We start from the raw sequence: 12,411 nt of genomic DNA, 5'->3' as shown, positions 1-12,411 counted from the left end.
CAACTAAAACGCGACGTCCAGAAACGCCTGATGCGTAGCCAACGCGTGCGGGCTGAAGACCAGCCAGGGCTGCTCGCGCTGGAACACACCATGAATGAATGGCTGAATTGATGCCTCGATCGGAGGCAACTCCTCCGAGAAGGTTTCCACCGCGAAATGCTGCATGCCGAAGACTTCATCGACAGTCAGTCCGGCGAACACTTCCTGGTGATCCACCACCAGCACCCTGCGCTGCTTACGCAGTGCCGAAAGCTCAAGCCCGAAATACCCACAAAGGTCCATCACAGGCAACAATCTGCCGCGCACGTTCGCCACGCCCTTTACCCAACTCTTGACGCCGGGAAGCAACGTATAGCGCGGCTCATGCAGGATTTCGCCAACCTCCCCCATTGGAGCGACGAACAAGCGCCCCCCCATCCGAAAGCCGATCCCTCCCCAGGTTTGCACGGCTTCCTGCTGAGAAGGCAGGCCTGCCGCGTACGTGCGGCAACGTTTATCTAGCTCCAGCAACTGCTGAAACGGCGTTTGCATGTCAGGCATGCTGGCCACGTCCCTTTGTCCGAGTGTTGGCTACCGCGGCGTCAGCCCGCCAGAACGGCATTCAGGGTCTTCAGCAATGTGGCTTCGTCCACCGGCTTGGTCAGGTAATCCTTGGCGCCTTGACGTTTGCCCCAGACCTTATCGGTTTCCTGATCCTTGGTGGTGACGATGATCACCGGAATGTGACTGGTTTCAGAATCTTTGGTCAGTTGGCGCGTAGCCTGAAAACCATTCAGCCCGGGCATGACAATATCCATCAACACGGCATCCGGCTTTTCCTGACGAGCCAGAGCGACGCCGTCAGCGCCATTCTCTGCTTTAAGCACCACATGGCCATTCTTCTCAAGCATGGCGGTGAGCTTGTACATTTCGGTCGGCGAATCATCAACAATCAGAACGCGAGCCATGATTTCTCCATAGGAAGGCTTCAGCGGCAAACAATGCCGAACTTCAGGATGCTTGCTCCACCGGTGCGAAATCAGGGACATGCGCCTTGATCGCACCGAGCAGCTCTTCTTTGCTGAACGGCTTGGTAAGGTATTGATCGGATCCGACAATACGCCCTTTGGCCTTGTCGAACAGGCCATCTTTGGAAGACAGCATGATCACCGGCGTCGACTTGAAGGAACTGTTGTTCTTGATCAACGCACAGGTCTGATAACCGTCCAGCCTGGGCATCATAATATCGACAAAGATGATGCGGGGATGAGTATCCGCAATCTTGGCGAGCGCATCGAAACCGTCCACAGCGGTGATGACATCGCAACCTACTTTCTTCAGCAGGGTTTCAGCAGTGCGACGAATCGTTTTCGAATCGTCGATCACCATGACCTTCAAGCCCTCGGAGTGCTGTTCCATTTCGCCCTACCATCGCCTCGGTGAGTCGTAGTTTATCGTTATGTCAGTGCGCCGGAGGCCCTGCCACCGATGGGCTGCACCCAATCGCCGGACCTTTTTAGCACACTCCTCATGCACACGCTATCAACCGGAAAAGCATCCGGATTTTCCTTGACCCAGTGCACAACCACAGCCAATCTGCAGCGACATTTTGAGCCACTGGCGGCGCTTCGCCGCCCATTGCCGGAGAACACCCCATGACCGTTCGCGTCGGGATCATCATGGACCCTATCGCGCAGATCGCCTTCAAGAAGGACAGCTCGCTGGCCATGCTGCTGGCTGCCCAGGCGCGAGGCTGGACACTGTTCTACATGGAGCAGCGCGATCTATATCAGCTCGGCAATCAGGCCCGGGCGCGCATGTGCCCGCTGCGGGTATTCAACGACCCACAACATTGGTTCGAGAAGGATGGGGAGGTCGATGCGGCCCTGACTGATCTGGACGTGATCCTCATGCGCAAGGACCCGCCTTTCAACAGCGAGTATGTCTACGCAACCTATCTGCTGGAACTGGCGGAAAAGGCCGGAACGCTGGTGGTCAATCGACCGCAGAGCCTGCGCGACTGCAACGAGAAGTTCTTCGCCACCCAGTTTCCACAATGCACCCCACCGACACTGGTCAGTCGGCGCGCGGACATTCTCCGCGAGTTCGCCCGCGAGCACCGTGACATCATTCTCAAACCCCTCGACGAGATGGGCGGTGCATCGATCTTTCGTCATCGCGAGGGCGACCCGAATCTGTCGGTTATTCTCGAGGTTCTGACCGAGCATGGCAGCCGCCAAATCATGGCGCAGCGATACATTCCCGCGATCAAGGACGGCGACAAGCGCATCCTGATGATCGATGGCGAGCCGATCCCCTATTGCCTGGCGCGAATCCCCGCCGCTGGCGAGACGCGCGGCAATCTGGCCGCGGGTGGTCGCGGCGTGGCACAGCCGCTGTCGGATCGCGACCGCGAGATTGCAGCGATCGTCGGCCCGGAACTACGCAAGCGCGGCTTGCTGTTTGTCGGCCTGGATGTGATCGGCGACTACCTTACCGAAATCAACATCACCAGCCCGACCTGCATCCGCGAAATCGACAATGCCTTTGATACCCGCATCGGCGAACGGCTCATGGACGCGATCGCGGCGAAGCTGCAAGGTTGAACCAGCTAACAGCTTTGAGCTTGGAGCTTGCGACTCCAAGCTCAAAGCCGGCAGACTGCGCGGCACTTCGAGCCGACCCGACCTGCGATGAACGCCGCTATCCGCCACCCCGTGCCTGAAACTACCCGAGTCCGCCCGGCGGACAGGCTCGGCTTCACGCTTTTTCTGGCTACCGCATTGCATCTGGCCTTGATTCTCGGGCTTGGCTTTACCCTCTCCGAGCCGAAGCAGATCAGCAAGACGCTGGAAATCACCCTATCGACCTTCAAAAGCGAAGAGAAGCCCAAGGAAGCGGACTTCCTCGCCCAAGACAATCAGCAGGGCAGCGGCACGCTGGAGCACAAGGCCACGCCGAAAACCACCGAGCAAGCGCAGTTCCAGGATACCGAGGTACGCAAGGTGACCCCACCAGCAGCACCGCCTCGCAGCACCCGGCCGGAACCGGCGAAGACCGTCGTCACCACTCGCAGCCCACAGCGCGAAAAGGCCGACGTCAAGCAACAGACGCCACCGCAGCCCGAGCCGCAAGCAGCGCCGGCATTCGACAGCTCACAATTGAGCGCGGAGATCGCCAGCCTCGAAGCCGAGCTGGCACAAGAGGTCGAGCGCTATGCCAAGCGCCCCAGGGTCAGCCGACAGAACAGCGCCGCCACCATGCGCGACATCAGTGCCTGGTATCGCGACGAATGGCGCAAGAAGGTCGAGCGCATCGGCAACCTCAACTATCCCGACGAGGCCCGCCGCCAGCAGATCTACGGCAGCCTGCGCATGCTGGTGACCATCAACCGCGACGGCACCATCCAGGAGCTGCGCGTGATCGAGTCATCCGGCAAGCCGGTGCTGGACGATGCCGCGCTGCGCATCGTGCGACTGGCAGCGCCTTTTGCGCCCTTCACCGGCGAACTGGCACAGAAGTTCGACCAGGTGGAGATCATCCGCACCTGGCGTTTCGAGCGCGGCGACAGGCTTTCGAGTCGCTGAAATCGGCAGCCTGGCGAACCGTCGCACCTGTAGCCGGAACGCGGTGCAACGCTTAAGCTAACGCGCATGAAAAGCACCGCGCCCAGCTACCTCAAGCATCACTTCCTGATCGCCATGCCGCAGATGGCCGATCCGAACTTTGCCCAGACGCTGATCTACCTGATCGAACACGGCGCAGAAGGCGCCATGGGCCTGATCGTCAATCGCCCGAGCGGGCTGAGCCTGGCTGATGTGCTGGAGCAGCTGCGCCCGGACGAGCCGATCCCCCCACTCTGCCAGAGCCTGCCGATATTCTCCGGCGGCCCAGTGCAAACCGATCGCGGCTTCGTTCTGCATTCGCCCGACCAGCAATTCCAGGCCACCCTCTCCCTCGGCCCGCTGGGCATGTCCACATCGCAGGACGTCCTGTTCGCCATTGCGGACGGCCAGGGGCCTGCCCGGCACTTCGTGGCCCTCGGTTATGCCGGCTGGGAAGCGGGACAGCTGGAAGCCGAACTGGCCGATAATGCCTGGCTCAGCTGCCCCGCGGATACCGAGATCCTGTTCGACCTACCTTATGACCAACGCCTGAACGCCGCGGCAGCATCACTCGGCGTCGACCTGCGCCTGCTCAGCACCCAGGTCGGCCACGCATGAGTGCGCCGCGACTGCTGCTCGGCTTCGACTACGGCACCAAGCAGATCGGCGTCGCTGTCGGCCAGGTCATTACTGGGCAAGCACGTGAACTCTGCGTACTCAAGGCGCAGAACGGCGTGCCGGACTGGCAACAGATCGAAGCGCTGATGCGCGAATGGCAGCCCGATGCGCTGGTCGTCGGCCTGCCGCTGAACATGGACGGCACGCCCAGCGACATGAGTGCCCGGGCGGAAAAGTTCGCCCGCCGACTCAACGGTCGCTTCAACCTGCCGGTGCACACTCACGACGAACGCCTGACCACGTTCGAAGCCAAAGGCGAGCGTCTGCGCCAGGGCCAGCACGGCGGCTATCGCGATCGCCCGGTGGATGCCCTGGCCGCAGCCCTATTACTGGAAGGCTGGCTGAGCGATCACCCTGCCGCCTGATCCAGACCTGTAAGGAGACCCCATGATTCTGCCCAATCCCGAACAGCTGCTGCCCGAGATGGTCGCCACACTGAAGCAACACCTGATTGATCGCGACATCCAGGAGCCGCGCTTCATCGGTATCCGTACCGGCGGCGTCTGGGTGGCCCAGGCGCTGCTCGCAGCCCGCGCGCAGAACGAACCGCTCGGCATTCTCGACGTATCCTTCTATCGCGACGACTTCACCCAGAAGGGCCTGCACCCGCAGGTGCAGCCGTCGGAACTGCCTTTCGAGATCGAAGGCCAGCACCTGGTGCTGATCGATGACGTGCTGATGACCGGCCGCACCATCCGCGCCGCGCTCAATGAACTGTTCGACTACGGTCGTCCTGCCAGCGTAACGCTGGTCTGCCTGCTCGACCTGAACGCGCGTGAGCTGCCGATTCGCCCTGACGTGGTCGGCGCCACCCTGTCGCTGGCGCCCGAGCAGCGCATCAAGCTGATCGGACCGGAGCCATTGGCCCTCGAACAACAGATGGAAACCAGCGGCTCCTGAGCGAGCCGGCAAGTCCGCCCCACAGCCCCGCCAACCGAGATACTGCGATGACGCCCACCGACGCCAAGCGCCCGCTACAGCTGAACGACCAAGGCCAGCTGCGCCATTTTCTCTCCCTCGACGGCTTGCCGCGCGAGTTGCTCACCGAGATCCTGGACACTGCCGATTCATTCCTCGAAGTCGGCGCCCGGGCGGTGAAGAAGGTTCCACTGCTGCGCGGCAAAACCGTCTGCAACGTGTTCTTCGAGAACTCCACACGCACCCGCACGACCTTCGAACTGGCGGCGCAGCGGTTGTCGGCAGACGTCATCACGCTGAACGTCTCGACCTCCTCCACGAGCAAGGGCGAGACCCTGACCGACACGCTGCGCAACCTGGAAGCCATGGCCGCGGACATGTTCGTGGTGCGCCACGCCGACTCCGGTGCCGCCCATTTCATCGCCGAGCACGTCAGCCCGGAGGTCGCGGTGATCAATGGCGGCGACGGGCGCCATGCGCACCCGACCCAGGGCATGCTCGACATGCTTACCATCCGCCGCCACAAAGGCAGCTTCGAGAACCTCTCGGTCGCCATCGTTGGTGACATTCTGCATTCGCGGGTAGCGCGCTCGAACATGCTGGCGCTGAAGACACTGGGCTGCCCGGACATCCGCGTGATCGCACCGAAAACCCTGCTGCCCGAGGGCATCGAGCAGTACGGTGTGCGCGTGTTCAACGACATGAACGAGGGGCTGCGCGATGTCGACGTGGTGATCATGCTGCGCCTGCAGCGCGAGCGCATGCAGGGCGGCCTGCTTCCCAGCGAAGGGGAGTTCTACAAACTCTACGGTCTGAACACCCAGCGTCTCGCACTGGCCAAGCCCGACGCCATCGTCATGCACCCGGGCCCGATCAACCGCGGCGTGGAGATCGAGTCGGCGGTGGCCGACGGCCCGCAATCGGTGATCCTCAATCAGGTCACCTATGGCATCGCCATTCGCATGGCCGTGCTGTCCATGGCGATGAGCGGCCAGGCGGCCCAGCGCCAGATCGATTCTGAATCCGTATCCGAGGAGCAGCAGTGATGGTGGCAACCCGAATCCTCGGCGCACACGTGATCGACCCCGTCAGCGGGCGCAACGAAATCGCCGATATCTACTTGCAGCACAACAAGATCGCCGCCATAGGCCAGGCGCCAGCCGGCTTCGAAGCACAACAGACAATCGACGCACAGGGTCTGACCGCCGCACCCGGCCTGGTCGATCTTGCGGTAGCCCTGCGCGAGCCCGGCTACAGCCGCAAAGGCAGCATTGCCAGCGAGACCCTGGCCGCCGCCGCTGGCGGCATCACCAGCCTGTGCTGCCCGCCGCAAACGCGACCGGTGCTGGATACCGCGGCAGTGACCGAACTGATCCTCGATCGCGCCCGTGAGTCGGGCCATGCCAAGGTGTTCCCCATCGGCGCGCTGACGCGCAACCTGGCCGGCGAGCAGCTTTCCGAGCTGGTCGCGCTGCGTGAAGCCGGGTGTGTCGCGTTCGGCAACGGGCTTACCGAATTTGCCAGCAATCGCAACCTGCGCCGTGCGCTGGAATACGCCGCCACCTTCGATCTGACGGTGATCTTCCACTCCCAGGACCGCGATCTGGCCGAAGGCGGGCTTGCTCACGAAGGAGCCGCCGCCAGCTTCCTCGGCCTGTCGGGGATTCCGGAGACCGCCGAAACCGTGGCACTGGCGCGCAATCTGCTGCTAGTCGAGCGCTCCGGCGTTCGCGCGCATTTCGCCCAACTGACCAGCGCCCGTGGCGCGGAAATGATTGCCCAGGCACAGGCTCGCGGCCTGCCGGTGACGGCCGACGTGGCCATGTATCAGCTGATCCTCACCGATGAAGCGCTGCACGGTTTCTCCAGCCTGTATCACGTGCAACCGCCACTGCGCAGCGCAGCGGATCGCGATGGCCTGCGTGAGGCGGTGAAGGCGGGCGTCATCTCGGCGATTTCCAGTCATCACCAGCCACACGAGGCCGATGCCAAACTGGCCCCGTTCGGCGAAACCGAACCGGGCATCAGCAGTGCCGAAATTCTGCTGCCACTGGCGCTGACATTGGTGGATGACGGCTTGCTCGACCTGCCAACCCTGCTGGCGCGCCTGACCAGCGGGCCCGCTGCAGCACTACGCCTGCCGACCAGCACCCTGCAAGCCGGCCAACCTGCGGACCTGGTGCTGTTCGATCAACACAGTTCGACCCTGGTCGGCGAGCGCTGGTATTCCAAAGGTCGTAACTGCCCGTTCATGGGCCACTGCCTGCCGGGCGCGGTGCGCTACACCATCGTCGACGGCCACATCAGCTTCGAAGGCTGATGCGAAAGATCTGCGCAGGCTGGACATCAACCCGTCCATGCCTGCCAGATTTCTAAAGTGTTTCCTGCCCTACTCGTTCAGCTCCGCGCCAGATTGCGCTCGGATATCTGCGAGTTCAGCGTCCAGAAGTCGTAAAGCACACCGATAAAGAACAAGCCACCGGTGAACAGGTAAAGGATTCCTGTGATCCACTTACCCTGATACATGCGGTGTACACCGAATACGCCGAGAAAGGTCAGCAGTATCCAGCCGACCGTGTAGTCGATGGGCCCCGGCTGGAAGCGCATGTCCGCTTCACGATCCATCGATGGGATCAGAAACAGGTCGATGATCCAGCCGACAAAGAACAGGCCGAGGGTAAAGAACCAGATGGTGCCGGTGATGGGCTTGCCGTAGTAAAAGCGGTGGGAGCCGAGAAAACCGAATATCCACAGGAGATAGCCGATCAGCGTGCTATGGGTGTTCTGCTGCATCCGAACCTCGATGTGCGATTGATGAGTGGCGTCCAGCTTATCCGATAATGCGCCTGAACCGCCCCGCCAGACGGGCCTTGTCGCCATGCGCAACCGTGATACTGTATATACAAACAGTATCACGGTCACCACCATGCAACTGATCGACAAACTCAGCGTGCTCGCCGACGCGGCCAAGTACGATGTGTCCTGCGCCAGCAGCGGCGCGCCGAAGCGCAGTTCGAAGGGCAAGAGCGGACTCGGCGCCACCAATGGCATGGGCATCTGCCACAGCTTCACGCCGGATGGGCGCTGCGTGGCGCTGCTGAAGATCCTGCTGACCAACTTCTGCCTGTACGACTGCCAGTACTGCGTCAATCGTCGCTCCAGCGATGTGCCGCGGGCGCGCTTCACGCCGGAAGAAGTGGTCAGCCTGACGCTCGACTTCTACCGACGCAACTGCATCAGCGGCCTGTTCCTCAGCTCCGGCATCATCCGCTCGGCGGACTACACCATGGAACAGCTGGTGCGGGTCGCCAGGCTGCTGCGTGAGGAGCACGAGTTTCGCGGCTACATCCACCTCAAGACCATTCCCGACGCCGACCCGCTGCTGATCGCCGAAGCCGGCCGCTATGCCGACCGGCTCAGCGTGAACATCGAACTGCCGACCGAAACCAGCCTGATCCGCCTGGCACCGGAAAAGCAGGTGGTGACCATCAAACAGGCCATGCACACCATCCACCAGGGCGAAACCGAGGCCAGCGCCGAGCGGCGGGCGCCGCGCTTCGCACCCGCCGGGCAGAGCACGCAGATGATCATTGGCGCCGACAACACCGACGACAGCACCATATTGCACACCGCCCAATCGTTATACGGCAGCTATCGACTGCGCCGGGTCTACTACTCGGCCTTCAGCCCGATTCCGCACAGCCCCAACACCGTGCCTTTCGCGGCACCACCGCTGATGCGCGAGCATCGCCTGTATCAGGCCGACTTCCTCATGCGTGGCTACGGCTTCAAGGCCGACGAACTGCTCAGCGGGCCAGGCAACCTCGCGCTGGATATCGATCCGAAGCTGGCCTGGGCGCTGGCGCACCGCGACCAGTTTCCGGTGGACCTCAACCGCGCCGAACCGACGATGATCGCCCGCATTCCCGGAATCGGCATGCTCAGCGCGAAACGCCTGGTGGATCTGCGCCGACAGAAGCGCATCCGCTTCGAGGATCTGACCCATCTGCGCTGCTCGCTCGAGAAAGCCAAACCCTTCGTCATCACTCAGGATTACCGGCCAAGCCTGGCAGGACAGGAGTCGGCCATGCTGCGCCAGCATCTGCGCGACACGCCCGCACAACTGGCGCTCTGGTAATGGTCACGGTGCGTTTCGATGGAAGCTTCCAGGAGTGGCGAGTTCGGGCTCGCGCGCTGCTGCAGAGCTGCGTCGCACCACATGAGCTGAACTGGGCCAGCGACGATGAATCGACAGGGCTATTCGACGATCCCTCGCCGGCACCTTCAACGGAAGGCGGACCGCGCATTCGCGTCCCCCGACAACTGCTGGACGAACTCGAAATGGCCGCGCGCTATCGCACCGAGCAGCGCTGGAGCCTGCTGTATCGCGTGCTCTGGCGGGTCACCCAGGGCAATTCGAGTGCGCGAATGGTCGGCGACATCGATGGCAGCGAACTGCATGGGCGCATCAAGGCAGTCCGTCGTGAGGCCCATCATCTGCATGCCTTTCTTCGCTTCAGCCCACTGCAGAGCAGTGATGGACCGCGGCACGTCGCCTGGTTCGAGCCTGCGCACGACATACTGCCCTGGGCGGCGGGACACTTCGCCGAACGGATGGGCGGCAATAGCTGGCTGATCGCGACGCCGGAAGAAGGGGTTTGCTGGGATGGCCAAGACATGTACTACACCCGCCCCTGCCCGCCACCGTGGCGGCAGCTGGCGCAGAACGCAGCGGACCCCGGCGACGAGCTATGGAAGGCGTATTACGAAAGCACGTTCAACCCGGCCCGGCTGAACCGCGGCGTACTGGAGAGCAACCTGCCTGTGCGCTTCTGGAAGAATCTGCCCGAAGGCATGTTGATCCCGCAGCTGATGAGCCGCGCGCGAGCCGGTGCGCAGCGTGACGGCCAGGCCGAGCGCGTCGCCGCGAGAAGCGGAAAGCGCATCGGCCGGGATGCAAAACAGGCCGACTAGCGGAAGCTGCGGCCTGGATCGTCGTCACTGACCTCAAGGCTCAGGCCTTGAGACACGCTGGTCAGATGCTCGCCATCGGTTTCCGATCCCAGCTTGATCAGCAGACGCAAATCGTTGGCCGAATCGGCGTGCAGCAACGCATCTTCGTAGGTGATTTCACCCTGCACGTAGAGGTTGTACAGCGCCTGATCGAAGGTCTGCATGCCCAGCTCGGTGGAGCGTTTCATCAGCGACTTGAGCTCATGCACCTCGCCCTTGCGGATCAGGTCAGCCGCCAGCGGCGTATTGATCAGCACCTCGATCACCGCACGCCGTCCCTTGCCGTCAGGCGTCGGCACCAGCTGCTGGGCGACGATGGCCTTGAGGTTGAGCGACAGATCCATCCACACCTGGTTGTGACGGTCGGGCGGGAAGAAGTTGATGATGCGGTCCAGCGCCTGGTTGGCGTTGTTGGCGTGCAGGGTCGCCAGGCAGAGGTGACCAGTTTCGGCGAAGGCCACGGCATAGTCCATGGTTTCACGGGTACGGATCTCGCCGATGAGGATTACGTCCGGCGCCTGGCGCAGGGTGTTCTTCAGCGCCACTTCGAACGAGCTGGTGTCGATACCGACCTCGCGCTGAGTAACGATGCAGTTCTGATGCTGGTGGATGAATTCGATCGGGTCTTCGATGGAGATGATGTGCCCGCTGGAATTCTTGTTGCGGTAGCCGATCATCGAAGCCAATGAGGTCGACTTGCCGGTACCGGTGGCTCCGACGAACAGCACCAGCCCGCGCTTGGTCATCGACAGCTTCTTGAGGACGTCCGGCAGCTTGAGTTCTTCGATGGTCGGAATGTTGGTTTCGATACGCCGCAGCACCATGCCGGCGAGATTGCGCTGGTAGAACGCACTGACCCGGAAACGGCCGATACCGCGGGCGCTGATGGCGAAGTTGCACTCATGGTTCTCGGTGAACTCGCGGCGCTGCTGCTCGTTCATAACGCCGTGCACGGTCTCGCGGGTCATTTCCGGCGACATCGCCGTCTTGCTGACCGGCATGATCTTGCCGTTGACCTTCATCGAAGGCGGCACGCCTGCCGTGATGAACAGATCGGAGCCGCCCTTTTCCACCATCAGGCGCAGAAGTTTCTCGAATTCCATCGTCGTACTCGCAATCGTGGCAAGCGCCGCATGAGGCGGCGCCCGGTAGTTGTCAGGCGTTTAGAAGTTCTCTGGCTGCTTGGCCTTTTCCTTGGCGCTGTCTCGCGAGATCAGCCCTTTGGCGAGCAGCCCCTTGAGGCACGAGTCGAGGGTCTGCATGCCCAGCGAGCCGCCGGTCTGGATCGAGGAATACATCTGCGCCACCTTGTCCTCGCGAATCAGGTTACGGATCGCCGGCGTACCGATCATGATCTCGTGGGCCGCGACACGGCCGCCGCCAACCTTCTTCAGCAGGGTCTGCGAGATCACCGCCTGCAGCGATTCGGAGAGCATCGAACGGACCATGGACTTTTCTTCGGCCGGGAACACGTCGACCACGCGGTCGATGGTCTTGGCGGCGGAGGTGGTGTGCAGGGTGCCGAACACCAGGTGACCGGTTTCCGCAGCGGTCAGCGCCAGGCGGATGGTTTCCAGGTCGCGCATTTCGCCGACGAGAATGATGTCCGGGTCTTCACGCAGTGCCGAACGCAGTGCCTCGGAGAAGCCCAGGGTGTCACGATGGACCTCGCGCTGGTTGACCAGGCACTTCTTCGATTCGTGAACGAATTCGATGGGGTCCTCGATGGTAAGGATGTGGTGGTACTTGGTGTTGTTCAGGTAATCAAGCATCGCCGCCAGGGTGGTCGACTTGCCCGAGCCGGTCGGTCCGGTGACCAGCACCAGCCCGCGCGGCACATCGGTGATCTTGCGGAAAACCTCGCCCATCCCCAGGTCTTCCATGGTCAGCACCTTGGAAGGAATGGTCCGGAACACCGCGCCGGAACCGCGATTCTGGTTGAACGCGTTGACGCGAAAACGCGCCACGCCCGGCACTTCGAACGAGAAGTCGGTTTCCAGGAATTCCTCGAAATCCTTGCGCTGCTTGTCGTTCATGATGTCGTAGATCAGCGCATGCACCTGCTTGTGGTCCATGGCCGGCAGGTTGATTCGCCGCACGTCGCCATCGACGCGGATCATCGGCGGCAGGCCGGCGGAAAGGTGCAAATCCGACGCACCCTGCTTGGCGCTGAAGGCCAGCAGTTCTGTGATATCCATGGGACTCCCCAATTACAAGC

Annotated in this window: 15 protein-coding genes; 9 read left to right on the top strand and 6 right to left on the bottom strand. The window is 62.1% G+C overall.

The features are described from left to right. Positions 1-3: 3 nt before the first annotated feature. From LLJ08_RS01530 to pilG, 3 genes are read right to left on the bottom strand one after another with little or no spacing between them, the layout of a single operon-like run. Complete coding sequence (locus LLJ08_RS01530) at positions 4-540, bottom strand: chemotaxis protein CheW (RefSeq protein ID WP_023446068.1); 537 nt, start codon at positions 538-540, stop codon at positions 4-6. Between the two features lie 41 nt (positions 541-581). Next, positions 582-947 (bottom strand): twitching motility response regulator PilH, encoded by a 366-nt coding sequence (gene pilH / locus LLJ08_RS01525; protein WP_003303135.1) that lies wholly within the window; start codon positions 945-947, stop codon positions 582-584. Between the two features lie 43 nt (positions 948-990). Beyond that, entirely contained in the window at positions 991-1,398 is a 408-nt protein-coding gene (gene pilG / locus LLJ08_RS01520; protein WP_003282729.1) for a twitching motility response regulator PilG, read from the bottom strand. A gap of 236 nt (positions 1,399-1,634) precedes the next feature. On the opposite strand from pilG, the gene gshB reads away from it, so the two are divergent. The 7 genes from gshB to LLJ08_RS01485 all read left to right on the top strand — a co-directional run bounded on the left by gshB (position 1,635) and on the right by LLJ08_RS01485 (position 7,500). After that, positions 1,635-2,585 (top strand): glutathione synthase, encoded by a 951-nt coding sequence (gene gshB, locus LLJ08_RS01515; protein ID WP_023446069.1) that lies wholly within the window; start codon positions 1,635-1,637, stop codon positions 2,583-2,585. A gap of 87 nt (positions 2,586-2,672) precedes the next feature. Then, positions 2,673-3,566: an energy transducer TonB gene (locus LLJ08_RS01510; RefSeq protein ID WP_031298040.1), complete on the top strand. Its 894-nt coding sequence runs from the start codon at positions 2,673-2,675 to the stop codon at positions 3,564-3,566. Positions 3,567-3,632: 66 nt separating this feature from the next. Further along, positions 3,633-4,202 carry a YqgE/AlgH family protein gene (locus LLJ08_RS01505; protein WP_044315557.1) on the top strand — a complete coding sequence of 190 codons (570 nt, stop codon included), beginning with the start codon at positions 3,633-3,635 and terminating at the stop codon, positions 4,200-4,202. Further along, positions 4,199-4,627 (top strand): Holliday junction resolvase RuvX, encoded by a 429-nt coding sequence (ruvX, locus tag LLJ08_RS01500; RefSeq protein WP_003297208.1) that lies wholly within the window; start codon positions 4,199-4,201, stop codon positions 4,625-4,627. The genes LLJ08_RS01505 and ruvX overlap by 4 nt, the downstream gene beginning before the upstream one ends. A gap of 22 nt (positions 4,628-4,649) precedes the next feature. After that, positions 4,650-5,162 carry a bifunctional pyr operon transcriptional regulator/uracil phosphoribosyltransferase PyrR gene (gene pyrR / locus LLJ08_RS01495; protein ID WP_023446072.1) on the top strand — a complete coding sequence of 171 codons (513 nt, stop codon included), beginning with the start codon at positions 4,650-4,652 and terminating at the stop codon, positions 5,160-5,162. Between the two features lie 47 nt (positions 5,163-5,209). After that, positions 5,210-6,226, top strand: coding sequence for an aspartate carbamoyltransferase catalytic subunit (locus tag LLJ08_RS01490; protein WP_042927198.1), 1,017 nt, complete (start codon positions 5,210-5,212; stop codon positions 6,224-6,226). Beyond that, positions 6,226-7,500 (top strand): dihydroorotase, encoded by a 1,275-nt coding sequence (locus LLJ08_RS01485; RefSeq protein WP_023446074.1) that lies wholly within the window; start codon positions 6,226-6,228, stop codon positions 7,498-7,500. The genes LLJ08_RS01490 and LLJ08_RS01485 overlap by 1 nt, the downstream gene beginning before the upstream one ends. 77 nt (positions 7,501-7,577) lie before the next feature. On the opposite strand, the gene LLJ08_RS01480 is transcribed toward LLJ08_RS01485, so the two are convergent. Next, positions 7,578-7,973, bottom strand: a complete 396-nt coding sequence (locus LLJ08_RS01480; protein ID WP_003282737.1) for an NINE protein — start codon at positions 7,971-7,973, stop codon at positions 7,578-7,580. A gap of 133 nt (positions 7,974-8,106) precedes the next feature. Between LLJ08_RS01480 and LLJ08_RS01475 the strand changes: the two genes are divergently transcribed. Continuing rightward, the gene (locus LLJ08_RS01475; RefSeq protein WP_042927256.1) at positions 8,107-9,318 is read left to right on the top strand and encodes a putative DNA modification/repair radical SAM protein; all 1,212 of its coding nucleotides are present in this window, start codon (positions 8,107-8,109) and stop codon (positions 9,316-9,318) included. Next, a complete protein-coding gene (locus tag LLJ08_RS01470; RefSeq protein WP_228208028.1) occupies positions 9,318-10,154 on the top strand; it encodes a TIGR03915 family putative DNA repair protein in 837 nt (278 codons plus the stop codon). The genes LLJ08_RS01475 and LLJ08_RS01470 overlap by 1 nt, the downstream gene beginning before the upstream one ends. On the opposite strand, the gene LLJ08_RS01465 is transcribed toward LLJ08_RS01470, so the two are convergent. Together LLJ08_RS01465 and pilT are read right to left on the bottom strand one after the other, a co-directional pair. Continuing rightward, positions 10,151-11,296, bottom strand: coding sequence for a PilT/PilU family type 4a pilus ATPase (locus tag LLJ08_RS01465; protein ID WP_014818747.1), 1,146 nt, complete (start codon positions 11,294-11,296; stop codon positions 10,151-10,153). The two genes, LLJ08_RS01470 and LLJ08_RS01465, sit on opposite strands and share 4 nt — an antisense overlap. A gap of 60 nt (positions 11,297-11,356) precedes the next feature. Beyond that, complete coding sequence (gene pilT, locus LLJ08_RS01460; protein WP_003303153.1) at positions 11,357-12,391, bottom strand: type IV pilus twitching motility protein PilT; 1,035 nt, start codon at positions 12,389-12,391, stop codon at positions 11,357-11,359. Positions 12,392-12,411: the final 20 nt, after the last annotated feature.

The organism is Stutzerimonas chloritidismutans, from assembly GCF_020783375.1.
Classification (GTDB): Bacteria; Pseudomonadota; Gammaproteobacteria; order Pseudomonadales; family Pseudomonadaceae; genus Stutzerimonas; species Stutzerimonas kunmingensis.
This window is presented reverse-complemented; position numbering and strand designations above follow the sequence as displayed.

Excerpts from the sequence above, each read along its gene's own strand:
- LLJ08_RS01530 (WP_023446068.1), bottom strand. The coding sequence starts at position 540 with ATGCCTGACATGCAAACGCCGTTTCAGCAGTTGCTGGAGCTAGATAAA.
- pilH (WP_003303135.1), bottom strand. The coding sequence starts at position 947 with ATGGCTCGCGTTCTGATTGTTGATGATTCGCCGACCGAAATGTACAAG.
- pilG (WP_003282729.1), bottom strand. The coding sequence starts at position 1,398 with ATGGAACAGCACTCCGAGGGCTTGAAGGTCATGGTGATCGACGATTCG.
- gshB (WP_023446069.1), top strand. The coding sequence starts at position 1,635 with ATGACCGTTCGCGTCGGGATCATCATGGACCCTATCGCGCAGATCGCC.
- LLJ08_RS01510 (WP_031298040.1), top strand. The coding sequence starts at position 2,673 with ATGAACGCCGCTATCCGCCACCCCGTGCCTGAAACTACCCGAGTCCGC.
- LLJ08_RS01505 (WP_044315557.1), top strand. The coding sequence starts at position 3,633 with ATGAAAAGCACCGCGCCCAGCTACCTCAAGCATCACTTCCTGATCGCC.
- ruvX (WP_003297208.1), top strand. The coding sequence starts at position 4,199 with ATGAGTGCGCCGCGACTGCTGCTCGGCTTCGACTACGGCACCAAGCAG.
- pyrR (WP_023446072.1), top strand. The coding sequence starts at position 4,650 with ATGATTCTGCCCAATCCCGAACAGCTGCTGCCCGAGATGGTCGCCACA.
- LLJ08_RS01490 (WP_042927198.1), top strand. The coding sequence starts at position 5,210 with ATGACGCCCACCGACGCCAAGCGCCCGCTACAGCTGAACGACCAAGGC.
- LLJ08_RS01485 (WP_023446074.1), top strand. The coding sequence starts at position 6,226 with ATGGTGGCAACCCGAATCCTCGGCGCACACGTGATCGACCCCGTCAGC.
- LLJ08_RS01480 (WP_003282737.1), bottom strand. The coding sequence starts at position 7,973 with ATGCAGCAGAACACCCATAGCACGCTGATCGGCTATCTCCTGTGGATA.
- LLJ08_RS01475 (WP_042927256.1), top strand. The coding sequence starts at position 8,107 with ATGCAACTGATCGACAAACTCAGCGTGCTCGCCGACGCGGCCAAGTAC.
- LLJ08_RS01470 (WP_228208028.1), top strand. The coding sequence starts at position 9,318 with ATGGTCACGGTGCGTTTCGATGGAAGCTTCCAGGAGTGGCGAGTTCGG.
- LLJ08_RS01465 (WP_014818747.1), bottom strand. The coding sequence starts at position 11,296 with ATGGAATTCGAGAAACTTCTGCGCCTGATGGTGGAAAAGGGCGGCTCC.
- pilT (WP_003303153.1), bottom strand. The coding sequence starts at position 12,391 with ATGGATATCACAGAACTGCTGGCCTTCAGCGCCAAGCAGGGTGCGTCG.